The organism is Acinetobacter sp. NIPH 284 (genome assembly GCF_000369425.1).
Taxonomy (GTDB): Bacteria; Pseudomonadota; Gammaproteobacteria; order Pseudomonadales; family Moraxellaceae; genus Acinetobacter.
On record NZ_KB850011.1, the window covers coordinates 1105839 to 1132255 of the forward strand.

The window sequence follows — 26417 nt, forward strand, 5'->3', positions numbered from 1 at the left end:
CGCATTGACGGATTCAAAAAAGTATTAAAATAGTTTATAAAGTATCTGTGATCAGACGAACTAAACATGCTTCTACAGCAACTTGTACATTACCCATTTATATGGGCTTTCTCATGACAGAACCGAACTCTATTAGCTGCACACAACTTGCCGAGACTTATAATATCTCGCATGATAGTGTAAATCGCTTTCTGGAGCGTGAAGACTACACACCTCACGACCTATATCAAGAAGCAATTCAACATATTGATAATAATAAACTTATAGTCAGTATTGATGATACTGTTTTAGATAAACCATATAGTCAACATATGGACTTGGTTAGCTATTTTTGGTCAGGCAAACACCACCGATCCGTCAAGGGGATTAATCTCATTACCCTGTATGCGACAGATCAGAATGGTCAAAATATTCCAATTAATTTCCGAATTTATGACAAATCTGAGGGTAAAACCAAGAATGATTACTTTATGGATATGTTAAGTGAAGTACTTAGTTGGGGTGCAAAGATTCAATTTATTACAGGTGATAGTTGGTATTCATCGACTGGAAATCTAAAAACCATAAGAAAATATGGTATTCGATTTATGTTTGGTATCGACTGTAACCGTAAGGTTTCCCCAGAAAAAGGACAATGGTTTCAACTGCGTTTATTGCCAGATTTCCATCAGGGTCAAGTGGTCTGGCTCAAAGATTTTGGCTTTGTACAATTATTTAAGACTCAGTTAAAAGAACAGCAGAGGTTTTATATTGTGCATCAAGATGAAGATGATTTATTGTCCTTTGAGGGTTTTCATGAATTACATTCAAGTCATTGGAAAATAGAGCAATATCACCGAGTGATTAAACAGGTTTGTCATATTGAAAAGTTTCAAGTAAGACGATCTAAACTGATTTTGAATCATATTTTTGCAGCCTTGATGGCCTACGTCGAGATACAAAAGAACCAGTTTGAGCGGATCTTTGAAAATGTATATCGTTGGCAGAAGAAATTATTTAGACCAATCATCAAAGACTTCATTGATGACTTTATTCTCGATAAAAATCATCTCCTACCACAGAGAATCTATAAATAATAGTGCGTAAGTCCTATTTATTTCAAAATATAAACTCTAATTACTGATATTTATATCATATAACTTAAATCTATACAGCATAATATTTCTGCTTCAACTGTCTTGTACCTAAACCAATTCATGGCAATAAAAATCCACAATATACGGCGCAATCACATGTTGTCTGCGAAATTTAAGATTCATAAATCGTTTAGCACGGAGTAGTTACCACATCAGGTGTTCTGCATCGGTGGCATTGCTTCGCATAGTTTTGGCAAATTCTAATAATTGTGGGTCTATTTTCATTTTATATTATCACCTCTCCCTAGCCCTCTCCTAAAAGGAGAGGGAACGTTCATTATAAATATTATGCAGGTATATAATCACTTGCAGCTCCCTCTCCCTATGGGAGAGGGTTGGGGTGAGGGAAACTTACAAAACCCCATGCCCCAATAACATCTCTACCCCACTCACCTTCTTCATATGCTTTAAGCGTTCCTTTTCCCACTTCAATTGCTGCTTTAACTCAACACAGTCCGCATCTATCGCTTTATACACATCACTGATATGCAGATGCTCAGCTTTGACTTTCTTCGCCAACTGAAACGAATCTAAAATCTCATCAATTTCACTTTCAAGCTGCTGACTTTGTGCATCCAAAGCGAATTTATAAAACTTCACTTGTTCGGCAGATAACTCTTTCGCCCCTACACCTTTATTCTGTTCAAGCTGTAATTGAAGCTTGAGTAAATAAAACAAATCCTGCTGTTCATAGGCCTGACTTGCCTGTTGGAACAACTCGGTTTTTTCCTCTTTCTTGGTCTCGTCTTGCTCACGGTCAGGGTGAATCATCGCAGCAATCTTTAAATATACGGTTTTCAACGACTGCGCTGCCAGTTGCTCAGCTTGTTCACGTTTTTGTTGTTGTCTGAGTTGCTTGGCTTGTTCCCGTGCTTGCTGTTGTTCGACAGCATACTGCTCAAAGTCATCTTGTTCTAATTCTATATTTTGATCAAAGTTTTCATTAAGTTCGAACTTAACTGACTGTACTTTTTTATTCTTTTTAGTCGATTGCTGGACATGTTGCTGATAAAAAGTATCGATCTGCTTGACCAGTGTTAACTGTTCATCATTCAACATTTTGGAGCGTTTTAACATGTGCGCAAGCTGAGCAATTTTTTCATCTAGTTGTTGTATATTCGCTTTGGAAAACTCATGACTGTGTAATATATTCCAAAGTTGCTCTAACTGCTGAAATAATATTTCATAGAGTTCGCTATACACGGGCAAAAGTTTTTGCCGTGTATGTTGCTGAATTTCAGCTTGGGCATTTTGCCACATGCTAAGACTAATTTTTTGATGTTCAATTTTATCAATCAGGCGGTTCAGCTTTTTCTGCTGCGCAGACGGCTCAGCCCTTTGTTGTAAACTAACTTTGAGATCAAAGGACATGCTCATTCACCTAAAAATTTTAAAAACACTAGCAATTATCAAATATTAAAAGCAGTGCTTTGCCAAAGCTATTTACATGAACTTTGAATCCACTATAGCAATCAAGAAATCACTCGATTACGTCCTTGCTGTTTCGCCATATACAAATTTTTATCTGCACGACGAATCGCATCATTCATATCAGTATCATCTAACAGGACTACACTTACTCCAATACTTAAACTGATGGCGTGATTAACAATAATTTGTTCTTCCTCAATCGTAGATCGGATTTTCTCTGCCAATATCGCAGCTCCGTCCAATGAAGTGACAGGCAACAAGGCAATAAACTCTTCCCCACCTAAACGTGCGACGAAATCAGTAATCCGTAAAGCGGTTGGAAGAATTTCTGCAACACGCTGCAATACCTGATCGCCTATTTCATGCCCAAAGGTATCATTCACCTTTTTAAAGAAATCGATATCCATTAATAGCACTGCATAAGTCTGTTGTGTACGTGACATTTGAGTAAATAGATAGGATAAATAATCATTGAAAGCACGGCGATTATGTAAGCCCGTAAGCGCATCATAACGTGCAATATGAGCTAACTCGACATTGGCAACTTGTAGTTCGTGCGTACGTTCTGCAACTTTTTGCTCAAGTGTGGCATTGGCATCTTGAAGTTGATGCTTCTGAGTAAGCAAGGTATCGGTCATGTTTTGCAACGATTGAGATAAACCTTGAATTTCACGAATACTGGTCTGTGCTTCAAATTGAATATCTTCTTGCCCTTTTTCCACGGCATGCGCTGAATCTGCTAATAATTCAATCGGACGACTGAACTTATTCGCCAATTTATAAGTAAGTAGCAACAGCAATAATGACAAAATAAAGCCGAGGGCTAATATTTTATGTTGCAGTGATTTCACCTCTGCTAAAGCAATCGAAATGGGCTGACGAATAATCACGTGCCAACCTAAATTACTCTTAGTTTGAGAAAGCACGGGAACATCTGTAGTTAAATACTGTTGTTTTTCATTCCAATTATGCAAAAAATAATGTCCACGATTTGCCTGAAATGCAGGAGGCTGAACTTGTCCAATGCTTTTAAAGGGATATAGAATTTCACCATGCTGATTGATAATAAATACCTCAATACCTCGTTGTGCAGCATTTTCCGATAATGAACTACTTAATACATGACTCGCCCAACTCCAATCTGCATGTGCAGCCAAAACGCCTTTAATTTTCTTTGTCGATGGATCATAAATTGGCGTAGCGAAATCAATAAATCGTAATGGTTCATTAGGATTAATCGCTTTAATTTTCTTAGCCAGTAAAACAGCTTTATGTACATCGCCTAGATAGACTTGATTTACACCATGAATAAACCACGGGCGTTCTGAAACATCTGCCCCTTCTAGTAAATGATTAGCTGCAACGACGACTTGCCCCTGAGTATTGGCAATCCCTAACCAAGCATAATATTTATAAGACTTTTTGACTTGCTCAAGTTGTTGCTGAACTCGCGGGTTATGAAAGTCTGCCTCAGCAAAAAATGGAGATTGGCTTAATAACACCATTTCTCGCTCACGTTCTGTAAGCGAGTTTGCCAAGGTATTACTGATACTTTTCGCTGCAATATATAAGGTCTGACCGCTGGTTTGACTCATTTGCGCCGAAGCAGTCTTACCAATATATAAAGTAATACATAGTCCAAACATAAAAGACATCCCTGCGAACAGGACCAGTAGTCGATTACGAAAGGAATCTATGCGAAATATATTCATTTGCATCCTAATAGCAAATCACTTTTTAAACTCAGCAATATATCAAAGATCTTTTATGAATTATTAAGTCAAAGTAACGAATGTAGTTGGAAAAATACTGAATCCGATAAAAATAGACTCAAGTTCTATTACTCAAGCTTAAGCTGTAATTTTCGGTTGCAATAACGCATTCACATTTAAGAATTTAATTCTCAAAGTATAATAAATGGTGCTATTTTTAAGAAAAATGCACCACTTTTCACCAAAATTACAATTTACTTTCTAAATTGGTGCGTTTTTTGCTTTATATTTTTTATCAAATTGAGTTGTTCAACGACAGCTTAAGTTTTTAGATTTACTAAATCTATTTTGGTGCAAAAAACGAATCAAATGTTTGCATCGAAATTAAATTTAGCACTTTTTTTGAGCACCACTATGCAAAACGTAGATCTATTTTTCTTACTGCTCGGTGCAGTACTCGTATTGGCAATGCATGCAGGTTTTGCATTTCTTGAGCTTGGTACAGTCCGCCACAAAAACCAAGTCAATGCGCTCAGTAAAATTCTGACCGATTTTGCGATTTCAGCAATCGCTTATTTCTTTGTCGGTTACTGGATTGCATACGGACAAAACTTTTTCCATGCAGGAAGCACTTTAGCGGCTGACCATGGGTATAACCTAATGCGTTGCTTTTTCTTACTCACCTTCGCAGCAGCGATTCCAGCAATTATTTCTGGCGGCATCGCAGAACGTGCCAAAATGCGTTCACAAGCAATCGCCACTTTAATTCTGATTGCTTTAATCTATCCTTTCTTCGAAGGCATGATTTGGAATGGTAACTACGGCTTTCAAAAATGGTTAGAAAGCTCTTTTGGTGCGAGCTTTCATGACTTTGCAGGTTCAGTCGTTGTGCATGCAATGGGTGGCTGGATTGCATTAGCCGCAGTGATCTTACTTGGCGCGCGTCATGGTCGTTATAAGCATGATGGTCGTGTGAGTGCACATCCACCTTCATCGATTCCATTCCTTGCTTTAGGTTCTTGGATTTTAATTGTTGGTTGGTTTGGCTTTAATGTCATGAGTGCACAACGCGTTGATGCTATTTCAGGATTAGTTGCGATTAACTCTCTTATGGCAATGGTTGGTGGTACATTGTCAGCAAACTTCATGGGTAAAGATGACCCTGGTTTCTTACATAATGGCCCTCTCGCAGGTTTGGTCGCAATCTGTGCAGGCTCCGATATTGTGCACCCAATTGGTGCACTTGTAATTGGTGGGGCTGCGGGTGCTTTGTTTGTGTATTTATTCACTTATACACAAAATAAACTTAAAGTAGATGATGTTTTGGGTGTATGGCCTTTACATGGTGTATGTGGTGCATTTGGTGGGATTGCGGCAGGCATATTCGGTCTACAAGCATTAGGTGGTTTAGGAGGTGTCTCTATCATTTCTCAAATCATTGGAACAGTTTTAGGCATTGTGATTGCGCTTGCTGGTGGTTTCACCGTTTATGGCATATTGAAAGTTACGATGGGGATTCGCCTTTCTCAAGAAGATGAATATCGTGGTGCGGATCTTTCAATTCATAAAATTTCAGCAAATTCAGAAGAATCAATGTTCTAAAAATAATTTTTTAAAGCGGCTATTCAGCCGCTTTTTTTATGAACATTTTAAGAGACAATTAAGTTTCAAATTATTAAATAACAAAACTATCATTCTGCCGAATTGCATGCTCTATGATTTTAAAAACACGTTTTTTCTTAATCGCAAGTTTCTTATTATTTGTGAGTTTTTTTATCCTCTTATGCGTGTTTCCAGTCGGCGGTGCAATAGATCTATATTTGATTCAACCATGGGTAGGAACTTTTGGCGATTTTGCTTTGAAAGGCGATTGGTATCTTGCAAAGCTCAATCATACTTATGTCAAAAAAGTTTTAACTATTGTCTATGTAAGCTTTTTCTTACTGTGGATCGCTTCTTTTAAAATAGAAAAATTCAAAGCGAAACGTTGGCAGTATGGCTATATGTTTTGGGTCAGTATGTTATGTACATGCATTATTGGTCTAATGAAAGCACAAGCTGCTCATGCTTGCCCATGGGATATGACCAATAAGACTGTCACAGGTTTTATTTGGGATTTTTCAGCAACCGCTGGACATTGTTTTCCAGGTGGTCATGCAAGTACAGGTTTTGGCTTAGTTACAGGCTATTTTCTTTATCGCCTCGATCAGCGTAAAAGAGCTTGGTTTTATTTATTTGCAGGTGTATTACTTGGCTTCGCAATGGGCTGGGCACAAATGATGCGTGGTGCACATTTCCTCAGTCATAATTTATGGACAGCTTGGATTTGCTTTGCTATCAATGTTGTGATTTATATGATCACGTATAAACGTCATTTAGCTCATGCAGCGGCTAATTCTGTAACGCAAATGAGTTCTGATATGATAAAGTGATGCCCTACTCGCATGGCTTCATGCATGATCATGATATTCACTTAGGTACTGTTTGCTGCTGATGGATGACTTTCAAAATTTCTTAGAAACTACTTTAACTAAGCAACAATCTTCCATTCAAGCCTATGATCTAGGTTCTCATAAAGTATGGTTAAAGAAAGCATCTGAACGTCACGGTTTATGGCTTTACACTCCATTGAAGTGGTTAGCAAAAATATTTAATTTAGGTGCAATTACTCCTGTTCCTAATCAAGGTGGTTCTGCTGCAATTCAATGTGAATACCATCGGATTCAAACACTCAAATCTTTAGGTGTTTCTACATCGAATGTCCTTGCAGTTTCAAAAAAAGGAATTTTGCTTGAAGACATCGGATCACAACATCAAAGTAGCGTCTCACAACTAGATCAAGCATTGGCTTGTCAAAAAGATATTCATTCAAAATCATTATTATTTAGCCAAGCAATTCAAGCTATTCAGTATATTCATTCTAAACAAGGCTATTTAAGCGAAGCATTCGCTCGCAACATTCTCGTCGATCAAAATAACCGATTTAGTTTTATTGATTTTGAAACTGACCCGCATGAAGTCCTGAGTCTACATGATTGTTTTGTTCGTGACTGGTTGCTATTTATTTTTTCTACAGCCTATCATTTCGAATTTGAACAATTATCCGATGCTAGTCAAATTCTTTATCAAGCTCTCCTTGCTGAACCGCAAGTTTATAGTGATATATGCAAAGTTGGGAAACGCTTAAAATGGGTTCTGAATTTTAAGATTAGCAAAGTGGGTAATGATGGCAAACGTATTCAGAAATGTGTTTTGTTTTTACGTTACTTAAAAGAGCATTCTGAAACAATCACTTAACTCATTTGATAATTCAAATAGTCAAATCAACGATAGCTAAACTTAAAGCTTTTTAGGTAAGCGAACCAGAACTGATAAACCACCTAAATCAAGACTTCGAGATAAAACTAGGCTTCCACCCAGTCGCTGCGTGGCTTTATCGACAATTGAAAGTCCTAGACCACTGCCCACTTCTAAATGATGGTGCACTCGATAAAAACGTTTTAGAACTTTATCATATTGTTCAGCATCAATACCGACACCGCTATCTTCGATTTGAATACAAGCAAAATCGTCACTGTCACTATAAACCGAAATATTAATAATACCTTGATCTGGCGTGTACTTAATCGCGTTATCAATCAGATTAAAAATAATTGAATGAACAGTTGATTCAAGACTTTGCATTTCAATCAAATCGTTACGTTCAAAACCTAAGTCAATTTCTTTTTGCATTGCAAGATTAACAAGCTGTTCGACACAATTGAGTGCGACATCATTCAAACGAAAGTGAGTATTTGGTTCGATTAAACTTAATCCAACATCTTGTTTTGCTAAAGCTAAAAGCTGCGTCACCAAATGCTGAATACGTGCCAAGCCTTTACTCAAATTTTGCAATGCTTCATGTTCAGGAAATTGACTAATCAGAATCTTGGTCTGTAAATTGAGTGCAGTGACGGGTGTTCGTAATTCATGTGCAGCATCTGCTATAAACTGCTTTTGTTCGGTTTGAGCATGTTGAATTCGTTCAAATAAATGATTCATCTCCTCAATAGTTGGGATCAACTCTTGAGGATAATCATTGCTATCAATGGGCGCTAAACCATCTGAATCACGTCGCCTTAATTCTGTTTTGAAATCGTCGAGAGGTTTTAAACTCAAACGAATGATAAAAGCTAAAACCAAAATCGCAAAAGGCAATAAAATAATATAGGGAACAAACATACTCCCTGCCAATTCCCAAGCAAATGATTGGCGAACATCTTCCTGCTGACTAACTTGTATTTGATAGTCTTTTAAAGGAATGACATAGACACGCCATTTGCCTTGTGGCGTGTCTTGGCTATAAAAACCCGCTTGTTTTACAGGGGGAATGAGTAAGTGTGTTTGATGCCATAAATGACTTTGATCTTTATAAGCCCAAATATCAACCAGCAAATCTTCTTCGTGATATGTGCGATGCAATTCAACTTTACTCACAACAGTTGTTAATGGCTGAGCAGTCGAACGCTCAGCCATATATTGCATTTGTGTATCAAGAATCTCATCAACTTCATGTAAAGCTGTTTTATAAGCTGTAAAAATTAATAAACATCCAAGCAGCAAACTAAAGACCGAGGTTCCCCAAATCAGTCTTTTTTTCAGTGAGTATTGCTTAGATATTTTCATAAATATTTATGATTGTCCTAGTCGGTAACCCAAACCACGGATAGTTCGAATAAAATCTTTACCTAGTTTTGCACGTAAGTGATGTACATAAACCTCTATGGTATTACTGGTCACCTCACTATCAAAATCATAAAGCTTATCTTCAAGATTTGCTTTGGAGAAGATTTTATTTGGATGGCTTACAAGCGGAATTAAAATTGCCCATTCACGGTTTGATAACTCAATCTGTTGTCCTTTGAAGGTCGCTAAATGCTGCTCGACATCAAGAACCAAATCACCATTTTTCAATAACTGCGATTGATTTTTAAGTTGTGCTGTTTCTGCATGACCTCGACGTAATAGTGCATTAATTCGTGCCAATAATTCATCGAACTCATAAGGTTTAATTAGGTAATCATCCGCACCTTGATTCAATCCATCGACACGGTTTTGCAGTTGATCTCTGGCTGAAATGATTAATACTGGAAGTGCACTACGCTGACGGATTTGTCTCAATACCTGCATACCATCCATCATAGGCAAACCCAAATCAAGCAAAACCAAATCAAAATTATGCTTTGCTAATAAGGATAGCCCATCTACGCCATTATTGACCCACCCTACCTCGAATTGATGGTAGCGCAACAGAGTCAATGTTGACTCTGCAATCATAAAATCATCTTCGATCATCAAGATTTTGGTCATGACTTTATCTCACCTTATGGGTTAGAACATGTCGCTAACATGTCATTTTTAGGGTCAATCACCTTGGTTTTGACATCAAGTAAACTCAACATCGTTGGAAACAAATTGTCTTGACTCAATTCACTCTTATTTTGCTTCGCTAAACATTTCATTTGTTCTGGAGCTTGTTTTTTCCAAAGATCAGAGAACCACATAAACATTGGAACATGGGTTTGTTGAGACGGGGCAATTGCATATGGCGCTCCGTGTAAATACATGCCACTTTCACCTGTTGATTCACCGTGATCCGATAAATACCACAAACCTGCTTCGTGCTGTGTTTGACCTTTTAACGTTTCAATCAATGAGTCCAAAACATAATCCGTATAAAGCAAGGTATTATCATAACTATTCACAAGCGCATCACGCGAACAACCTTGAATCGCATTGGTATCACAGGTTGGTTTAAAAACTTTAAATTCTGCTGGAATACGTTTGTAATAGGCTGGACCATGGCTACCCATTTGATGTAGTACCACTAAGCGTGGACGCGTATCATCTTTAGGAATTGTTGCAAGATAAGCTTTCAGGCTATCAATTAAAATATCATCAAAACACTCTTCATCTTTACACCATTTCTTTTGAATTGGCTCTGGAATCTTAAATTGTTCAACTCGATCACAAGCACCCTTACAACCAGAGTTATTATCAATCCAAGTGACTTTATAGCCAGCACGTTGTGCGATATCAAGTAAACCTTCTCGATGACGGGCAAGCCCTTCATCATAATCTTTACGAGGCATACCAGAGAACATACATGGCAATGAAACAGCCGTTGCTGTACCACATGAACTTACTTGAGAGAAGTTAATAATGTCTTGCTTTGATAATTTCGGGTTAGTATTTTTCGCATAACCATTTAAAGAAAAGTTTTCAGCACGAGCTGTCTCACCTACCACCAAAACCATCAATTTCGGACGAGCAGAATTTTCTTTTACAAGTTTTGCATCAGTCCCATAAGTGACCAATGGTAAATTTTCTTTAGGCGCTTTCTTTTTATAATAAGACACAAAAGAAGCAATCATATTTTGTGGAGAGATCATTCCTTTTAAATCACGGTTTTCACGGAAGATTGCCGCAAAATCCACGTAAAACACGAACAATAACCCACCCACCATCGCTAGTGATACAATCGTCGCCATGACCTTTTTCAACAACTGCTTCAAGATCGGTTCAGATTTCAGTTTTACGATCAATATAGCAATAATCGGTAATACGGTCATGCCCAGTGTCCAAGTGACCAAATGTATCGACCACGTATCTCTTGCTTCAGCGATATCTGTTTGCATCAAATTCTGAATCTGATCTGAAGTGATTAACACCCCTAATGTGCTGACAGCATATGAAGCAAATCCACCAATAAATACCATGGCGATTGCAACAGGCTTCGCTGTCCATTTCCAGTTCAAAAATTGAAAAAGAAAGAAATATGCTGAGATAACGACTACAGCTGAAGCGGCTACGAATAACCCTGCTTTAATACCTGTATAAGGTGTAAGCGACTGAAGCTTTTCATAAAAGGCAAAATTTAAGAAAAGTCCTAACCAAATTGAAAGCAATAGGTTAAACGTGAGTAGCGAAATAGGCTTTGCCCTTAGTTTTTTCAGCAGCATAGTCATCGTCACAATAGATAGAAATGATAATTTTGGGTGACATTAAAATAGGAGCTGAAACTTAAAAATGACTTAAATGATTAATTTTTCAGCAACCAATTTTAATAAATTAGGACTTACGCACTATTATTTATAGATTCTCTGTGGTAGGAGATGATTTTTATCGAGAATAAAGTCATCAATGAAGTCTTTGATGATTGGTCTAAATAATTTCTTCTGCCAACGATATACATTTTCAAAGATCCGCTCAAACTGGTTCTTTTGTATCTCGACGTAGGCCATCAAGGCTGCAAAAATATGATTCAAAATCAGTTTAGATCGTCTTACTTGAAACTTTTCAATATGACAAACCTGTTTAATCACTCGGTGATATTGCTCTATTTTCCAATGACTTGAATGTAATTCATGAAAACCCTCAAAGGACAATAAATCATCTTCATCTTGATGCACAATATAAAACCTCTGCTGTTCTTTTAACTGAGTCTTAAATAATTGTACAAAGCCAAAATCTTTGAGCCAGACCACTTGACCCTGATGAAAATCTGGCAATAAACGCAGTTGAAACCATTGTCCTTTTTCTGGGGAAACCTTACGGTTACAGTCGATACCAAACATAAATCGAATACCATATTTTCTTATGGTTTTTAGATTTCCAGTCGATGAATACCAACTATCACCTGTAATAAATTGAATCTTTGCACCCCAACTAAGTACTTCACTTAACATATCCATAAAGTAATCATTCTTGGTTTTACCCTCAGATTTGTCATAAATTCGGAAATTAATTGGAATATTTTGACCATTCTGATCTGTCGCATACAGGGTAATGAGATTAATCCCCTTGACGGATCGGTGGTGTTTGCCTGACCAAAAATAGCTAACCAAGTCCATATGTTGACTATATGGTTTATCTAAAACAGTATCATCAATACTGACTATAAGTTTATTATTATCAATATGTTGAATTGCTTCTTGATATAGGTCGTGAGGTGTGTAGTCTTCACGCTCCAGAAAGCGATTTACACTATCATGCGAGATATTATAAGTCTCGGCAAGTTGTGTGCAGCTAATAGAGTTCGGTTCTGTCATGAGAAAGCCCATATAAATGGGTAATGTACAAGTTGCTGTAGAAGCATGTTTAGTTCGTCTGATCACAGATACTTTATAAACTATTTTAATACTTTTTTGAATCCGTCAATGCGTAAGTCCTATAAATTTTATCTATATTATTATTTTTTTCAAAAAATTTAAAACAATAATTGAGTTAACAATAATCATTTTCAATATTCATATATTATTTAAATCTTAATAATTCATTCAAATAATAAAAAAGCACTCAAAACAAATAACTTTTGAGTGCTTTGGGAAAGATAAGATTAGAATTTGAATTCTAATCCTAGGCCACCTACAGGTTGCTTGTCTTTTTTATCCGCTTGCTCAAGCGTTAAATAGCCAGCATAACCATAGGTTTTTACTTGCTTACTAAATGCATAATCCGCACCTGCGATGACTTGTTTAGCTTTGAAGTCTGCACTGTTGTCTTTGAAACTGGTATCGTTTTGGCTGTATTGAGCTTTCACTGTCCAGTTTTTAGACTGTGGAATGTTATATTCAGCACCAACTAACCAACCTTGTGCATCATCAATATTTTTAGCTTTTGCAGCCCATTTAGTAGCATCACCCGCATCAGCATAAGAAGTTTCTTCAACTTCTGAACTTTGATAAAGTGCTTTAAGCGCTAAACCTTCAATTGGATTTAATCGGCCAATCGCACGAACTGTATTTGCCGCAGCAAACACTGATCCGCCTGCAATTTCAGGATCAGATGCATTTAAAATACCTTTACCTAAGAACGTACTTGGGATCGCTTTGTCATAACCAAGACCCGCAACAAAAAGTGGATTTTCATAAGTTACCGAAGCTGACCAAGCATCACCTAAGCCCTGACCTTCAACTTTAGCACCACCACTGCTTTGCTTAATCCCAGTCGCCTCACCTGTTGCCAGTAAAGCATTAAATTTAAATGCACCATCAAGAACTTTGACTGCAGGTGACTCATAGATCACTACATTATCAATACGGTTTTCGCCAGTAAAAATCCCTGTTACATCTGCTTTGTTAGCAACATAGTTGTTGAAGGTATCTACAACACTTGAGAGTTGCTTGACTGGTGTGTCATGTTTACCAATTTTAACTGTACCTAACTGAGCGTCTTTCAAACCAACAAAGCGGTTACGTTGGCTCCAATCAGTGGTATCGCCATCAGCACTTAAACCCCATTCTGCAGCATATACAGCGCTTAAACGATCAGTGAGTTTTTCATCGCCTTTAATCCCAATGAACGAAATATTTGAGCTAATTTCCCAAACATCCTTATTTCCAATCGTTGCATTTTTTTCTGGTAAATAATCAACACTGGCATCAATCTCACCATAGATTGTTGGTGTTGCAAATGTTGATGTTGCGAGTAAACCAAGCACTGCTGCTGTTACAATTTTGATTTTCATTGTTTACGTCCTAGCTAAATTTGTAACAAATCCTACACATTAACTTTATATGACAAAACGATTAAAATATTATTTATTTATTCTATTTTCGACTAAAGTTTAATTTTTACACACATCAATTACATTTTATGAATTTTATAAAAAATTGTTTTTTATTAATAAATTTCAATGAATTAAATAATATTATTAAAAACACTATTCCATGAAAAATACTTATACGCAATCACGAGACTTTGAGTTAAAACAATAAGCTTTGCGAATGAAGCAATATAAAAATTATCCTTTATATTTCAAAATTAAAAAATATTAAAAGAAATTTGTAATAAAAATTTGTTTTCATCTTGTATTTTCTTTCCAATAGAACATCGGGAATAGACACAAAATAGCAAACATACAAATCAAGCATAAGTAACGATAATACCCAATTGCATCAGCCAAAATTCCACTTCCTAAATAGAGTAAACCACTCATGGTAGCCATAATCGATACCTGAAAAGTAAAATCTGTACCTGCAAATGCTTTGCGACTGTACTGCATAATCAAAGTTAAGATGACCACCAATAACATTGCTGAACATGCATCTTCAAATGCATTGACGATATATAACCAAAATGGCGTAATCTGCTGATTAGTTTCATAGCCATAAGCAATGCCCGTATAAGCAACTAAACTGATGATCTTCAGGATTGAGAAAGTAATTAAGCATTGTATTCTGGAAAAATGTTTCAATAAAAGCCCTGCAACACCTGCTCCCACCAGCGCTGCCATAGCACCAAATATGGTGATAAAAACACCTATTTGGGTGTAATTTAGACCCATATCTACCATCAAAGGTTTTAATACTGGTCCTGCCAAACCATCAGCAACTTTAAAACTCAATAAGACCATCAACCACGTTTTTAACTCTTGAGAAGATGTAAAATACGTAAGATATTTTTTAATTGATTGGCTAAATGAAATCAAAGAAGTTGTCTGTGCGCTATTTGTAAAATCATGCCTAGGCTCTCGATAAAACAAAATAGGTAGGGTATTCAAAAAGACCAACATGGCTAAAATAAGAAATGTCTTTTGCCAATTTAACCAATCTAAACACCAAAGCACTGCTCCACCACCAACAATAAATCCTAAGCGTGAACCAATCACTTGAAAAGTATTACCCCAATGCTGTTGATCCTGTTTGAGTAAATTGACAGCTAAAGCATCTGTGGCAATATCTTGTGTCGCACCAGTAAAATTCATCAAAAAAAGTAAGACAAAGAAAATAAATAAATAACTCGGTTGATCAAGTGCTTGAATAGGGAAAAATGACAAAATAACCAAAATAAAAACACTGGATAATTGCGTCGGAATAATCCAGCTACGGTAATGCCCTAAACGAGAAAGTGCAAAACGATCAACATACGTCGCCCAAAAGATTTTGATCGACCAAGGTAGCATCAGTAAACCAAAACCACCGATATGTGCTAAAGAGACACCTTGTGCCCTTAAAATTACGGGTAAGGCATGGGTCATGAAACCTACAGGTAATCCCTGTGCCCAATATAAAGAAAACAATAAAATGTAAATCTGTCGAAGATTAAGCATTTACAGTTTTCCAGAGTAACAAAAGAGAGAACTCAAGTATCCAATCCTTTCATTGATCTGGCAATAAAATCTTAGTTTTTGCCAATGCTAGACCATTCATGAGCGTTTAACATAAGTTGTAGTTGTCATCGTATTTACAGATTTATGCCACAATATTTTCCTGACTTACCTCCGTTAGTTCCGCAGCGTGGAACGGCTTTCAGTCGTACTTTGTGTAGAAAACTATTTTTAGGACAAGGTTGGACTGTGGTTGGAGAAATTCCAAACTTACCCAAAGCAGTTGCGATTATTTCTCCACACACTTCAAATATTGATGGTTGGTATGGTTTCTTGGCAATTGGTGGGCTCGGTTTAAAAATTACAGTTTTGGGAAAAGATACTTTATTTAAACCACCTTTTAAGTCAATTTTAGATTGGGCAGGACTCATTCCTGTTCACCGTGATAGTACCAATGGTCTCACTGAACAAGTGGTCGCGACTATTCACAAATATGACAAAATTTGGGTTGGTATGGCGCCCGAAGGAACGCGAAAAAAAGCTGAAAAAATAAAAAGTGGCTTTTATCATATAGCTCATGCAGCAGCAATACCTATTGTGATGTTTACTTTCGATTATGATCACAAAACCATTTACAGCTTAGGAGCATTTACACCAACAGGTCACTATCAAAATGACCTTGAACAGATTATGCAGCGTTATGTTGGTCATTTTTCTCCAAAGAATCCTGCTTGGCTGGCAGAACCATTACAAAAACTAGTGAAAAAGGACTAGAAAATTAGGGGTAAATCTGCTCTGATGTGCCCATCTTTTTGTCTATTTTATCTCCACTTCATATGAAAATTGCTCGACTGTCTTGCTTGGCTTTATTCAGCTTAGCTTTATTTGGTTGTGATCAAACTGTAAAAAATGCTCCCCCTACGACTTCGATTAAAGCTCGTGAACCTGTTATCGCTTTGGCTTTAGGTGGAGGTGGTGCAAAAGGTTTTGCGCATATTGGCGTCATTAAAGTTTTAGAATCTCATGGTATTAAAGCTAAGATTGTCACTGGAACAAGTGCAGGTAGCTTTGTTGGAAGTATTTATGCAAGTGGGCAAACCCCTTATCAAATGCAAAATCTCGCATTAAAACTTCAAGAATCTGATTTGCGTGATCTTACCATCAATAGCCAAGGCATTATCCTTGGGCAAAAACTGCAAAACTATGTCAATACGCAAGTTGGTAACAAACCAATTGAAAAATTTCCAATTCGCTTTGCGGCGGTTGCCACTCGTTTAGACAATGGTAAAAAAGCTGATTTTATTAAAGGAAATGCAGGTCAAGCCGTACGAGCCTCTTGCAGTATTCCCAACGTCTTTGTTCCAGCTGTGATTGGTAATACCAAATATGTAGATGGTGGTTTAGTCAGTCCTATTCCTGTGAAAACTGCGAAAGATATGGGTGCTGATATTGTGATTGCAGTCGATATATCTGCGCGTCCAACAGGTGATAAACCATTAAGTATGTGGGGTTTATTGGATCAGACCATTAATATTATGGGGCAACAAAGTATTAATGAAGAATTGAACCAAGCAAATGTTGTAATTCAACCGAAAGTCGGTCATTTGGGTGTACTTGATCTGAAATCGAGTAATCAAGCAATTTTAGAAGGTGAAAAATCGGCTCAAGCGAAAATTACATCAATCCAAAATGCAATTGCAACATTTAAGAAATCTCCTGCTGCATTTAAACCTGCACCAAAAGCTAAATTCTAATCATTATCTTCAGGGGCTGCTGCTATTTTATAATAATCATCAGCCCCAATATCTAAAAAAACAATCTTTTTATATTCATAAACATAATGATCTGCTACAGTGCCAAAGTGAATGTTTTTTCACCTAACTCAGTTTAATGATGCGAGCAAATCTATGGAGTTTGTAGTTGAACCTTGGCACTGGTTTGTATTAGGAATTTTGCTGATCCTTTCAGAGTTGATTTTGACCGCTTTTGCTGCGTTATGGTTTGGCGTAGCCGCAATTATGGTCTGCATTTTACTATGGCTTTTCCCCATGATGGGCTTTACCACCCAAGTGGTCACATGGGGAATTTTATCCATTTTATGTACGATTCTTTGGTTCAAGTTTATCAAACCACTTTCAATTGATAAAACTAAAGCAGGTCTAGCACGTGAATCAACAATAGGGCAAGTGGGTATGGTGATTAAAACTGGACTTGATCATGGACAAATCGTCGTACGCTTTCCCATGCCCCTTTTAGGTTCTGATGAATGGAATTGCCGTTCTACAGCTCCAGTACAAGTTGGTGATCGTGTCCGAGTAATTGATATTTTAGGTAATGATTTAGTCGTTCAACCACACAGCAACTCATAAACATAAAGAGGGTTTCCAATGTCTGTCGGTAATATTGTTGTCTTAGCACTTTTAGCTTTTATTGGCATAACTATTTTTAAAGGGGTGCGTATTGTTCCGCAAGGGTATAAATGGATTATACAACGTCTAGGTAAATACCATACCACCCTAAACCCGGGTCTGAACTTTGTTATTCCTTATATCGATGAAGTGGCATATAAAATTACAACTAAAGATATTGTGTTAGATATTCCATCACAAGAAGTGATTACTCGAGACAATGCTGTTTTAGTGATGAATGCAGTCGCTTATATCAATCTAACAACTCCAGAAAAAGCTGTGTATGGAATTGAAAATTATACGTGGGCGATTCAAAATCTAGTGCAAACTTCATTACGTTCGATTGTCGGCGAAATGGATTTAGATGATGCTTTATCATCTCGTGATCACATTAAGGCAAAATTAAAAGCTGCCATTTCTGATGATATTTCAGATTGGGGCATTACCCTTAAAACAGTTGAAATTCAAGATATCCAACCATCACATACCATGCAAGCTGCGATGGAAGCACAAGCAGCTGCTGAGCGTCAACGTCGTGCAACGGTGACGAAAGCAGATGGTGAAAAACAAGCTGCTATTTTAGAGGCGGATGGTCGTTTAGAAGCTTCCCGTCGTGATGCAGAAGCACAAGTGGTACTTGCTGAATCTTCACAACGCGCAATTGAAATGATCACCACTGCTGTAGGTGATAAAGAAATTCCTGTTGCTTATTTATTGGGTGAGCAATATGTGAAAGCAATGCAGGATCTATCTAAATCAAGCAATGCAAAAACTGTGGTACTCCCATCGGATGTGCTTAATGCTATCCGTGGAATTATGGGTAAACATTAATTTTAATAACTCAAATGTGTTACTGTTTGTAGTAGCACATTTAATCACATAAAAATTTTAAGCTCATGATTTATATTATAGGTTTAATCCTAAGTTTCATTTATTGTGGGCAACTTTTATCCTCAGAAATACAGTCTCGTAATACTTTTCATATGAAAAATGGTGACAAACCAAATGCATTTGTTACCATTTTTCCAGCTATTCCCTTTTTCCAAATTATATTTTTAATAATCTGTTGGCTATTAAATTATTTTTTCCATCCAATTGCGATCAAAGTTTTATGCACCTTATTTATCTTCCAATTTATTTTTTGGGTTATCAATTTTAAAAGAAATCAAAAGAAAGAATAAAGAGTTGAGTATAACTGTACTTAAACTCATGATTTAAAAAATTTATTGATTAATTAATTTACGGGTCTTAACTAGCAATTTTCCTGCCACCAAATCATAAGAATCTTTAATTAGGTCTTGCAGCAAATCTGCTGTAATTTCATCACCGCTGGCAATTGATATCCAATGTTTATTATTCAAATGTTAACCTGCCGAAATTGAAGGATATAGCTCTTGATATTCCAAGCTTTTCTCAGGCTTACATTTGATGGTTACAAGCAACTTTCCAGAATATGCACCAATCAACATAAACATTTTGTCAAAAATTTTAAACACCTCACAATCTGGTCCAAAGGGTTGGGACTGGATTCAAAAAGCAAGTTCTTGTCCATACTCGAGTGCAATTTGTTGTAATTATCGTCCTTCATAAAACCGTATCCTATTTTATTTCTTATCGTTTATGGTCTTGGCTTAGATCAACTTTGGCGTGCTAACAAGAATTGAGAAATTTCAACAAGTTCTTTAGCATCATCCCCGAAATATGCTAATGCTTCAAAAGCTTGATCATGTAAAGTTTGAGCATAAGCCTGAGCTTGAGCCAATCCCATCAATGCAGGATAAGTAGATTTTTGCACTTGCTCGTCTTTACCCGCAGTTTTACCTAAAATTTCAGTGCTTGCTGTAATATCTAAAATATCATCTTGAACCTGAAAAGCTAAACCAATGGTTTGCCCAAATTGACGCAATTTAGGAATTGCTTGATCTGTCCCAGTAAAGATAGTCACTGCACCCATCATGATCGCGGCTTGAATCAACGCACCCGTTTTATTACGGTGAATATTTTCTAATTCAGTTTGATCAACTTGTTTACCTTCAGCTTGTAAATCAAGCACCTGTCCGCAAACCATTTTAGAGCTTGCTGTCGCCAAAATTTGCATTTGCTTCAAGACAATAGCTGCATCTGTACCTTGACCTTGTTCATCAAACAAACGGCTGCCCAATATCTCAAATGCCATGGACTGTAAAATATCACCAGCCAATAGTGCAGTATCTTCGCCAAATGCCACATGACAAGTTGGTTGACCTCGACGTAACAAATCATTATCCATACACGGCAAATCATCATGTGCCAAGGAATAACAATGTATTAACTCAATCGCAACGGCAGCACGACGGGCCGCTGCAAAATTATGATTTGGCAATAAAGCTGCTGTTGCATAACATAATGCAGGACGAACACGCTTGCCGCCCAACATTACCGCATGATGAACGGCTGACTTTAAAGGTTCAGGAATAGAAAATGCAGCCAATGCTGTCAATAAATCTTGTTGAATACGTTGTTGAGATTGTTGTAGAACATCCGCATTAACTTGAGAAATAGATGACACGATTGCCTCGGGAAATTTTAATGAAAGGATCAACCGACAAAAACTTGCCAGAATGACAACATCATAACATTATTTATTTAGAGAAATTGTTTTTGTGTTTTTAATAACTTTAAAATAATAAAGCCTTCAAACGAAGGCTTTATTCATAAAATCAAATCAGCATTTAGAAAGTATCACCCGGCACACGTACCCAACCTTCCATCAATACACGTGCACTACGACTCATAATCGCTTTTTTGACAGCCCACTTCCCATCAATTAAATCGGCTTGAGCACCGACACGTAAAGTGCCTGATGGATGACCAAAACGAACTGCTTCACGCTCGCCACCACCTGCTGCTAAATTCACTAAAGTACCCGGAATTGCGGCTGCCGTTCCAATCGCCACGGCTGCTGTCCCCATCATGGCATGATGTAGCTTACCCATAGACAATGCACGTACTAATAAATCAACATCTGATACTTCAACAGTTTTGCCACTTGAAGAAGTATAACTTTTAGGTTCTGAAACAAAAGCGATTTTAGGTGTATGCTGACGTGCTGCTGCTTCTGAAATATCTTTGATCAAGCCCATCTGAACTGCACCATATGCGCGAATTTTTTCAAAACGTGCTAAGGCTGCGGCATCCCCATTAATATGATTTTGTAATTCTGTTCCTTGATAGCCAATATCTTCAGCATTCAAGAAAATAGTTGGAATACCTGCGTTAATAAATGTCGCTTGGAATGTTCCAACATCAGGCACAACCAATTGATCAACAACATTTCCTGTAGGGAACATATCCCCCCCCTCTTCACCATCATCAGCAGGGTCTAAAAATTCAATTTGAACCTCTGCTGCAGGGAAAGTCACTCCATCTAATTCAAAATCACCTGTTTCCTGAACCTGACCATTGGTTACTGGGACATGTGCAATAATGGTTTTTTGAATATTCTTTTGCCAAATGCGTACCGTACAAATCCCATTTTCAGGAATACGATCTGCATCGACCAAACCATTAGAAATCGCAAATGAACCGACTGCTGCTGTCAAGTTGCCACAGTTACCACTCCAATCTACAAAAGCTTGATCAATTGAAACTTGTCCAAATAAATAGTCGACATCGTGCTCTGGCTCGGCACTTTTTGCCAAGATCACAGTTTTACTGGTACTTGAAGTTGCACCGCCCATACCATCAATCTGTTTACCATAAGGATCTGGACTTCCTATAACTCGTAGCAAGAGCAAGTCACGTGCCTTTCCTGCAACTTGTGCGGCTTCAGGTAAATCATTGAGATTGAAAAAGACACCTTTACTCGTGCCACCACGCATGTAGGTTGCAGGGACTTTAATTTGTGGTACTGAACTCATGTCAATTTCATCCTTTTATCATGTTCTTGGTGCAAGTGAATGTGAGCTTAAATTATCGTAGAGTCATCTGAAATGCCATACGACTATACGATTAAAGCAAAACGGAATAGATAAAGCACATCGTATATATTGAGTAAAGTTGAATAACTCAACAATGGTACGAAAATAAACAACTGCTGCTTAAAAAACAAAATTTTGATTTAAATGTCTAAAATACCACCACAACTTAGTTTACCATTCGTTCAAATATATGATTTTAAATAACTTTTAAAAACTACTTTCCAGTCATAGCCAAACTGTACTTTTACTAGGCTAAAACTTTGCAATCTATTAGAATATTCCACTTATTCCTCGTCGAGCTCAGTCCTTTGAACAACGATTTTTCTCAACTTCAGCGTGGACTAAAAAACCGCCATATCCAGCTCATTGCTATGGGTGGAGCTATTGGTACGGGCTTATTTTTAGGTTCTGCGCAAGTCATCCAGTCTGCTGGACCATCAATTATTTTGGGTTACGCAATCGGTGGTTTGATTGCATTTCTCATCATGCGCCAATTAGGTGAAATGATTGTCGAAGAACCTGTCGCTGGTTCATTTAGTCATTTTGCTTATCAATATTGGGGGAAGTTTCCAGGATTCTTATCAGGTTGGAATTATTGGGTACTATATATCCTTGTTGCGATGAGTGAACTGACTGCGGTTGCAAAATACATTAACTACTGGTGGCCTCATATTGCGGCTTGGCAATCAGTGTTATTTTTCTTTGTCATTATTACGGCAATTAATCTAACTAACGTTAAATTATATGGTGAATCAGAGTTTTGGTTAGCTATCATTAAAGTCACAGCTGTTGTCGCTATGATTTTATTTGGTTTGTTTTTACTTTTCACAGCAGATGCGAATTCAACAGCCTCATTTAGTAACCTTTGGTCACATGGTGGATTCTTTCCAAACGGTTTTGATGGTTTGTTTTACATGCTTGCCTTTATTATGTTTGCTTTCGGTGGAATCGAACTGATTGGTATGGCTGCGGCAGAAGCGAATGATCCAAAGAAAACCATTCCAAAAGCAATTAATCAAGTTGTTGTGCGTATTTTGGTTTTCTATGTTGGCTCATTAGCGATTCTCCTTTCACTTGTGCCTTGGAACCAACTGGATTTAGGTGGTTTAGACAAAAGTCCATTTGTGATGATTTTTAGTCAAATGGGAATTGGTTGGGCGGCTCATTTACTTAACTTCATTATCTTAACAGCAGCTTTATCTGTATATAACAGCGGTATGTTTGCCAATAGCCGTATGCTTTTCGGTTTAGCACAACAAGGGAATGCGCCTAAAGTTTTCGCTAAAGTAAATAAACAAGGTGTACCGATTCCTGCTGTTTTATTATCTGCTTTATTGATTTTTGGTTGCGTACTGTTAAACTATTTTGTTCCAGAAGATGCCTTAGGTCATTTGATGTATGTGGTGGTTGGCGCTCTAGTGCTTAACTGGGCGATGATCAGCTTAACTCATTTAAAATTCAAAGCGATGGTCAAGGAAAAGAATTTAAAAACGAGTTTCCCTGCGTTATGGTCACCAATCAGTAACTACTTAGTCTTAGTTTTCATTGCAGTCGTACTGTACATCATGTGGCAACAAGGTTTCAAAGAATCTGTGCTGATGATCCCAATCTGGATTGTATTGATGTTTATGCTATATAAAGCTTTAAATCTTAAAGCGAAAGACTAAATATCTGATCAAATTCATCAAAAAGTGATTGCTTAGGCAATCACTTTTTTGTTTATAATCATAAAATTATGCGCTTATAGCTTAACTGGATAGAGCAGTTGCCTCCTAAGCGACCGACGTGGGTTCGAGTCCCGCTGAGCGCACCATTTAGATAATTGAGATATAAACACTCGCATCCTTGAATAAAGTAAAAATCGATAAATAATTAATTTTTAAAAATAAATTCAACTATTTAATTAGCTAATAATCCTTTCAATTCGGTGAGTAAATCTTGCTGGTCTATCTCAGACGGATGAAAACTAGCTTTATAGAATGCTAAATAATCAGGCAGTAAACGCCATGTCATTTGAGTCAGCTCTAAAAGCGTTTGAGCATTTTTTAAAAGTTGTGTTGGGGAGTACAAGGTATTTTTGCGGTCTTGCCAGGCAAGATGACTGGTCATCACAATCGTACTAGTTATAAATCCCACTGTGGAAAGCTTATCGATAGTGCTGTGAGAAAATGTGACATTAGCGTAGATTCAGTATAGTGCGCTTTAATTTTCTCAGGTTTAAACTGCGTTTGGCGCACCGTACTTGTATTATGTAACATTATGGCTTTCCTTCCCCTAAAACTAAAACGCAAACAGCTTGAACTACATTAACAAGACCACCAAGAAATCATATATTCAACAGCAAACCGACAAGAGCAACATCATCCCTTGAACAAGCTTAGATATAAATTCAATCATAGTTCCAAATTAGAACTATGATTGAATTATAGTCTACTATTCATGCTGTCAATTTGTTTTTCATGTATTTTCTCAATTTGTCCTATAAAGATATTTTGTGACCTTAAAGCAGTTATTTGCTAAATCAAGGCTAGATAAAACAATAGATGCGCCTAAATATCCCAAGACTTTTCAATTGATGTGATTTGACGATAAACGCTTTGATATTCTGCTTGTTTTACTGTGCACCATAATTCCATAAATTCTTTACCTAAATATTCTGTAAGTATCTTGTTATTTTTAAACAATTTTAAAGCTTCAATTTGCTCAATTGGCAATAAATAATGTTTAGATTTAAACGTAAGTTGATTGATTTGTTTCGGCACTTCTAACTGGTGTGTTAAACCATAAAGTGTGCCAATCAAAATCATGGCAATGCTAAGATAAGGATTACAATCTGCTCCTGCCACACGGTATTCCAATCTTTGATTTTCTTGATCAGAGCACGGTATTCGAATAGCGACATTACGGTTATTCAGCCCCCAACTCGCCTCTAAGGGAACATGATGACCTGTTTTAAAGCGTCTAAAAGAGTTTAAATTGGGTGCCAAAATTGCCATCGAACTTGGCATTAACCATAACAAACCACTGATGACTTTTAAGAGATCTTGAGATAACTCATCTTTCCGAGGACTAAAAATATTGTTTTGATCGTGATCACACAAACTCATATGAAAATGCATGCCACTGCCCGCTTTTAACAAATCTGGCTTTGCTAGAAAATTTGCACGAAATCCGTGTTTATGTGCAATTTGTTTAATGGTTCGTTTTAACAACATAATCTGATCACATAACTTTAAAAGATCACATGTGTGTTGCAGATTAAGCTCATATTGCCCCAAAGATGCTTCAGAAATAATTCCTGTAATTATAATATTCTGTAGTTTAGCGATAGCTTCAATCTCATCTAAAATTTGTTGATGTGTATCAGAGAGATGAATATCAAAACATTGAGTTATTAATTCTTGAACTTCCTGTTCCCCATTCAAGGGCTGCAAATAAAATTCTATTTCTGCAGCAATACAAGGGTGATAATTTTTTTCATGTAATTGTTGGAGTATTCTTTTTAAAATATTACGAGGTTCAATTAAACATTCTTGATGGCGATCATCTTTCATCGTCAATAACAATTGAGCATTAGTTTCAGGCTCAATGGCGCAAGGTTGCAATGAACCTAGGATAGGCTGACACAAATGATCTGGTTCACCAATAAATTTACCCAATCCTGTTTCTTCTATCACATTTCCATTTAGACTCATCGCATAAATAGAAATAGGTAAATAACATGCTTTCACCAATTGTGTTAAGCATTTGACATCAATTCTTTTACCTCGTAGATGTCCATTCAAATCATACAAATAAATATCAATATGTTGTGTATTCGGATACTTTTCTAAATAATGATCTACTTCCTGTAAAAATAATCCCTTATCGAGCAGAATACTTTCAGATTTTTGCTCATTTGATTAATTAATCACATTATTAGAATTTAATAGCTGATTCAATTCTACAAAGACAGCATTCATAAATTAAACCAAGTTCATATTGTTACGAATAGAATAATTTATGCTTATAAATATGTAACGTTAAGATAATATAAACTTATCTCAGCTCAGTATAAATTTATCGTAAAATTCAAATAACCATTTAGCATTTTGTTAGACATCATAAGCACTGACCGATGTAATTTTACGAATTCTAACAGTCAATTCCTTCACGATATAATTGACAGATACAACCAACATCAAACCAATCATAAAAGATCCAATGATATCAAATGGAAAATGAACCCCAACATAAATCCTTGATAAACCAACGACCATACCAGCAAAAATACCGAATATACCAATCTTCTTAAAGCCTGCTAACCAATATGAAAAAGCAATAATTGCAATGGTTAAGGTATGCTGACTGGGAAATGATGAACTTGGACCATGCCCAATAAGTTGATGACCTAGTCCTATTTCAAACGGACGTGGATGATGGTAGAAAACTTCAGCCAAATCACTCAGGATCAAAGAAAGCAATACAATTAAAAGTGTTTTAGCGAATAAATAGTTATAGATTTTCCATTTGTAAATCAATAAAAATAAGAGAAAACATATAAAAACTGTATTTAAATCATGTGCCGTGAATATGGCAATTCTATCTAAAACAGGACTTTGAGTTGCAATCGAGTTGATACAATCAAACAAATACATGTTTAAGCTTTCGAAGATCATTGCATCTTTATTAAATTAACTCGT

20 protein-coding genes, 1 tRNA gene and 4 pseudogenes are annotated in these 26417 nt (G+C 36.8%); 10 read left to right on the forward strand and 15 right to left on the reverse strand.

What is annotated here, in order from left to right:
- The first annotated feature begins 47 nt into the window (after positions 1 to 47).
- Positions 48 to 1076, forward strand: a complete 1029-nt coding sequence (locus F908_RS11220) for an IS701 family transposase (protein ID WP_081399852.1) — start codon at positions 48 to 50, stop codon at positions 1074 to 1076.
- A gap of 114 nt (positions 1077 to 1190) precedes the next feature.
- Here F908_RS11220 and F908_RS15705 read toward each other — a convergent pair.
- From F908_RS15705 to F908_RS11230, 3 genes and pseudogenes are all read right to left on the reverse strand, one after another.
- A pseudogene (locus F908_RS15705) lies at positions 1191 to 1361 on the reverse strand (endonuclease domain-containing protein); the annotation flags it as partial.
- Between the two features lie 126 nt (positions 1362 to 1487).
- A complete protein-coding gene (locus tag F908_RS11225) occupies positions 1488 to 2507 on the reverse strand; it encodes a coiled-coil domain-containing protein (RefSeq protein ID WP_005161852.1) in 1020 nt (339 codons plus the stop codon).
- 101 nt (positions 2508 to 2608) lie between these two features.
- Entirely contained in the window at positions 2609 to 4279 is a 1671-nt protein-coding gene (locus F908_RS11230) for a sensor domain-containing diguanylate cyclase (RefSeq protein ID WP_005161855.1), read from the reverse strand.
- A gap of 414 nt (positions 4280 to 4693) precedes the next feature.
- On the opposite strand from F908_RS11230, the gene F908_RS11235 reads away from it, so the two are divergent.
- The 3 genes from F908_RS11235 to F908_RS11245 all read left to right on the forward strand — a co-directional run bounded on the left by F908_RS11235 (position 4694) and on the right by F908_RS11245 (position 7576).
- Positions 4694 to 5881, forward strand: coding sequence for an ammonium transporter (locus F908_RS11235; protein WP_005161858.1), 1188 nt, complete (start codon positions 4694 to 4696; stop codon positions 5879 to 5881).
- A gap of 113 nt (positions 5882 to 5994) precedes the next feature.
- Complete coding sequence (locus F908_RS11240; RefSeq protein WP_005161862.1) at positions 5995 to 6711, forward strand: phosphatase PAP2 family protein; 717 nt, start codon at positions 5995 to 5997, stop codon at positions 6709 to 6711.
- 61 nt (positions 6712 to 6772) lie between these two features.
- The gene (locus F908_RS11245) at positions 6773 to 7576 is read left to right on the forward strand and encodes a BUD32 family EKC/KEOPS complex subunit (protein ID WP_005161865.1); all 804 of its coding nucleotides are present in this window, start codon (positions 6773 to 6775) and stop codon (positions 7574 to 7576) included.
- Positions 7577 to 7618: 42 nt separating this feature from the next.
- Here the strand turns inward: F908_RS11245 and F908_RS11250 are convergent, their stop codons facing one another.
- The 6 genes from F908_RS11250 to F908_RS11275 all read right to left on the reverse strand — a co-directional run bounded on the left by F908_RS11250 (position 7619) and on the right by F908_RS11275 (position 15371).
- Positions 7619 to 8944, reverse strand: a complete 1326-nt coding sequence (locus F908_RS11250; RefSeq protein ID WP_005161867.1) for an ATP-binding protein — start codon at positions 8942 to 8944, stop codon at positions 7619 to 7621.
- Between the two features lie 6 nt (positions 8945 to 8950).
- A complete protein-coding gene (locus F908_RS11255) occupies positions 8951 to 9628 on the reverse strand; it encodes a DNA-binding response regulator PmrA (protein WP_005161868.1) in 678 nt (225 codons plus the stop codon).
- A 14-nt stretch (positions 9629 to 9642) separates the two neighbouring features.
- Positions 9643 to 11280, reverse strand: a complete 1638-nt coding sequence (locus tag F908_RS11260) for a phosphoethanolamine transferase (RefSeq protein ID WP_034602740.1) — start codon at positions 11278 to 11280, stop codon at positions 9643 to 9645.
- A 126-nt stretch (positions 11281 to 11406) separates the two neighbouring features.
- Positions 11407 to 12435: an IS701 family transposase gene (locus F908_RS11265; protein WP_081399852.1), complete on the reverse strand. Its 1029-nt coding sequence runs from the start codon at positions 12433 to 12435 to the stop codon at positions 11407 to 11409.
- Positions 12436 to 12656: 221 nt separating this feature from the next.
- The gene (locus F908_RS11270) at positions 12657 to 13787 is read right to left on the reverse strand and encodes a porin (RefSeq protein WP_005161871.1); all 1131 of its coding nucleotides are present in this window, start codon (positions 13785 to 13787) and stop codon (positions 12657 to 12659) included.
- A gap of 336 nt (positions 13788 to 14123) precedes the next feature.
- Complete coding sequence (locus tag F908_RS11275) at positions 14124 to 15371, reverse strand: MFS transporter (protein ID WP_005161873.1); 1248 nt, start codon at positions 15369 to 15371, stop codon at positions 14124 to 14126.
- Between the two features lie 144 nt (positions 15372 to 15515).
- Between F908_RS11275 and F908_RS11280 the strand changes: the two genes are divergently transcribed.
- The 4 genes from F908_RS11280 (at position 15516) to F908_RS11295 (ending at position 18607) form a co-directional block, all read left to right on the forward strand.
- Entirely contained in the window at positions 15516 to 16142 is a 627-nt protein-coding gene (locus F908_RS11280) for a 1-acyl-sn-glycerol-3-phosphate acyltransferase (RefSeq protein ID WP_005161875.1), read from the forward strand.
- Positions 16143 to 16204: 62 nt separating this feature from the next.
- The gene (locus F908_RS11285) at positions 16205 to 17122 is read left to right on the forward strand and encodes a patatin-like phospholipase family protein (RefSeq protein WP_005161876.1); all 918 of its coding nucleotides are present in this window, start codon (positions 16205 to 16207) and stop codon (positions 17120 to 17122) included.
- A 153-nt stretch (positions 17123 to 17275) separates the two neighbouring features.
- Positions 17276 to 17737: an NfeD family protein gene (locus F908_RS11290; RefSeq protein ID WP_004664545.1), complete on the forward strand. Its 462-nt coding sequence runs from the start codon at positions 17276 to 17278 to the stop codon at positions 17735 to 17737.
- A gap of 18 nt (positions 17738 to 17755) precedes the next feature.
- Positions 17756 to 18607, forward strand: coding sequence for an SPFH domain-containing protein (locus F908_RS11295; protein ID WP_005161878.1), 852 nt, complete (start codon positions 17756 to 17758; stop codon positions 18605 to 18607).
- Positions 18608 to 18999: 392 nt separating this feature from the next.
- Here the strand turns inward: F908_RS11295 and F908_RS11300 are convergent.
- The 3 genes and pseudogenes from F908_RS11300 to prpF form a co-directional block, all read right to left on the reverse strand.
- Positions 19000 to 19305: pseudogene (locus F908_RS11300) on the reverse strand (MmcQ/YjbR family DNA-binding protein).
- A gap of 107 nt (positions 19306 to 19412) precedes the next feature.
- Entirely contained in the window at positions 19413 to 20324 is a 912-nt protein-coding gene (locus F908_RS11305; RefSeq protein WP_005161880.1) for a polyprenyl synthetase family protein, read from the reverse strand.
- A 163-nt stretch (positions 20325 to 20487) separates the two neighbouring features.
- A complete protein-coding gene (prpF, locus tag F908_RS11310) occupies positions 20488 to 21675 on the reverse strand; it encodes a 2-methylaconitate cis-trans isomerase PrpF (RefSeq protein ID WP_005161882.1) in 1188 nt (395 codons plus the stop codon).
- A 368-nt stretch (positions 21676 to 22043) separates the two neighbouring features.
- Here prpF and F908_RS11315 point away from each other — a divergent pair, with 368 nt between their 5' ends.
- Together F908_RS11315 and F908_RS11320 are read left to right on the forward strand one after the other, a co-directional pair.
- On the forward strand, positions 22044 to 23402 hold the full coding sequence (locus F908_RS11315) for an amino acid permease (protein ID WP_034602742.1): 1359 nt from the start codon (positions 22044 to 22046) through the stop codon (positions 23400 to 23402).
- 70 nt (positions 23403 to 23472) lie between these two features.
- A tRNA-Arg gene (locus tag F908_RS11320) sits at positions 23473 to 23548 on the forward strand.
- 86 nt (positions 23549 to 23634) lie between these two features.
- On the opposite strand, the pseudogene F908_RS15710 reads toward F908_RS11320, so the two are convergent.
- The 3 genes and pseudogenes from F908_RS15710 to F908_RS11335 form a co-directional block, all read right to left on the reverse strand.
- Positions 23635 to 23877, reverse strand: a pseudogene (locus F908_RS15710) (metal-dependent hydrolase); the annotation flags it as partial.
- A gap of 407 nt (positions 23878 to 24284) precedes the next feature.
- A pseudogene (locus F908_RS11330) lies at positions 24285 to 25697 on the reverse strand (glutamine synthetase family protein).
- Between the two features lie 132 nt (positions 25698 to 25829).
- Complete coding sequence (locus F908_RS11335; RefSeq protein ID WP_034602744.1) at positions 25830 to 26393, reverse strand: phosphatase PAP2 family protein; 564 nt, start codon at positions 26391 to 26393, stop codon at positions 25830 to 25832.
- Positions 26394 to 26417: the final 24 nt, after the last annotated feature.

Bases quoted from the DNA above. Each gene is read 5' to 3' on its own strand.
- F908_RS11250 (WP_005161867.1), bottom strand. From the start codon at position 8,944: ATGAAAATATCTAAGCAATACTCACTGAAAAAAAGACTGATTTGGGGA.
- F908_RS11260 (WP_034602740.1), bottom strand. From the start codon at position 11,280: ATGCTGCTGAAAAAACTAAGGGCAAAGCCTATTTCGCTACTCACGTTT.
- F908_RS11240 (WP_005161862.1), top strand. From the start codon at position 5,995: ATGATTTTAAAAACACGTTTTTTCTTAATCGCAAGTTTCTTATTATTT.
- F908_RS11285 (WP_005161876.1), top strand. From the start codon at position 16,205: ATGAAAATTGCTCGACTGTCTTGCTTGGCTTTATTCAGCTTAGCTTTA.
- F908_RS11245 (WP_005161865.1), top strand. From the start codon at position 6,773: ATGGATGACTTTCAAAATTTCTTAGAAACTACTTTAACTAAGCAACAA.
- F908_RS11225 (WP_005161852.1), bottom strand. From the start codon at position 2,507: ATGTCCTTTGATCTCAAAGTTAGTTTACAACAAAGGGCTGAGCCGTCT.
- prpF (WP_005161882.1), bottom strand. From the start codon at position 21,675: ATGAGTTCAGTACCACAAATTAAAGTCCCTGCAACCTACATGCGTGGT.
- F908_RS11290 (WP_004664545.1), top strand. From the start codon at position 17,276: ATGGAGTTTGTAGTTGAACCTTGGCACTGGTTTGTATTAGGAATTTTG.
- F908_RS11280 (WP_005161875.1), top strand. From the start codon at position 15,516: ATGCCACAATATTTTCCTGACTTACCTCCGTTAGTTCCGCAGCGTGGA.
- F908_RS11270 (WP_005161871.1), bottom strand. From the start codon at position 13,787: ATGAAAATCAAAATTGTAACAGCAGCAGTGCTTGGTTTACTCGCAACA.
- F908_RS11235 (WP_005161858.1), top strand. From the start codon at position 4,694: ATGCAAAACGTAGATCTATTTTTCTTACTGCTCGGTGCAGTACTCGTA.
- F908_RS11335 (WP_034602744.1), bottom strand. From the start codon at position 26,393: ATGATCTTCGAAAGCTTAAACATGTATTTGTTTGATTGTATCAACTCG.
- F908_RS11255 (WP_005161868.1), bottom strand. From the start codon at position 9,628: ATGACCAAAATCTTGATGATCGAAGATGATTTTATGATTGCAGAGTCA.
- F908_RS11230 (WP_005161855.1), bottom strand. From the start codon at position 4,279: ATGAATATATTTCGCATAGATTCCTTTCGTAATCGACTACTGGTCCTG.
- F908_RS11275 (WP_005161873.1), bottom strand. From the start codon at position 15,371: ATGCTTAATCTTCGACAGATTTACATTTTATTGTTTTCTTTATATTGG.
- F908_RS11295 (WP_005161878.1), top strand. From the start codon at position 17,756: ATGTCTGTCGGTAATATTGTTGTCTTAGCACTTTTAGCTTTTATTGGC.